Raw genomic sequence first — 230 nt, 5'->3', positions numbered from 1 at the left:
AGCTCATAGCTGTAGTCGAGGGTGATGGTGCCGTCATCGGCCTGGCTGTAGCCGTTGAGGGTCAGCTCGCCGTACTGCGTAGAGAGGGTTTGCGAATCGCTGCCCAGCGCTTCCACCTCGGCCTTGCTCAGCTCGAGCGTGGCCGGATCACCGTTCTCGTCGGTGTAATCCAGGGTCACGGCACCCGTATCCTGCAGGCCATCCAGGGCCTTGAGGGTAAAGCTGGACGC

General features: G+C 62.6%; 1 protein-coding gene. It reads right to left on the bottom strand.

The window, feature by feature from the left end; all coding sequences use genetic code 11:
• Positions 1–230, bottom strand: a 230-nt coding sequence (locus tag LU493_RS19930; protein ID WP_275289522.1) for a hypothetical protein, incomplete at both ends; no start/stop codon positions are given.

The sequence above is a fragment of the Halomonas elongata genome (assembly GCF_029081005.1).
Classification (GTDB): domain Bacteria; phylum Pseudomonadota; class Gammaproteobacteria; order Pseudomonadales; family Halomonadaceae; genus Halomonas; species Halomonas elongata_B.
The sequence above is the reverse complement of the archived record's forward strand: the minus strand, read 5'-3'. Positions and strand labels throughout refer to the sequence as shown.